Here is a 533-nt window from a genome sequence, read left to right on the forward strand (position 1 = left end):
GTACTTGCGCAGCGGCTGACCGTACTGGTCACGCTTTGTTGCATGCGCTTTATCAAGGTAACTTGAAAGGTGGAACGACATTCCTTAATGAATGGTATGCGGTAGATTTGGTTAAGAACCAGAAAGGTGCTGTTGTAGGCGTTATCGCTATCTGTATCGAAACTGGTGAGACGGTATATATCAAAGCGAAAGCGACTGTCATGGCGACAGGCGGTGCTGGTCGTATTTATGAATCGACTACGAATGCATTGATCAATACTGGTGATGGCATGGGTATGGCATTGCGTGCAGGCTTCCATGGTCAAGACATGGAAATGTGGCAGTTCCACCCGACTGGTATTTATGGCGCGGGTACTCTCGTTACTGAAGGTTGTCGTGGTGAAGGCGGTTACTTGATTAACAGTGAAGGTGAGCGTTTCATGGAACGTTATGCGCCGAATGCTAAAGACCTTGCTGGACGCGATGTTGTTGCGCGCTCTATGGTAATGGAGATTCTTGAAGGTCGTGGCTGTGGTCCGAAGAAAGACCACGTT

Annotated in this window: 1 protein-coding gene; it reads left to right on the forward strand. The window is 48.6% G+C overall.

The window, feature by feature from the left end:
- A partial coding sequence (locus tag A3738_RS09275; protein ID WP_156504142.1) for an FAD-binding protein occupies positions 1–533 on the forward strand: 533 nt, incomplete at both ends.

It is taken from the genome of Oleiphilus sp. HI0066, from assembly GCF_001635725.1.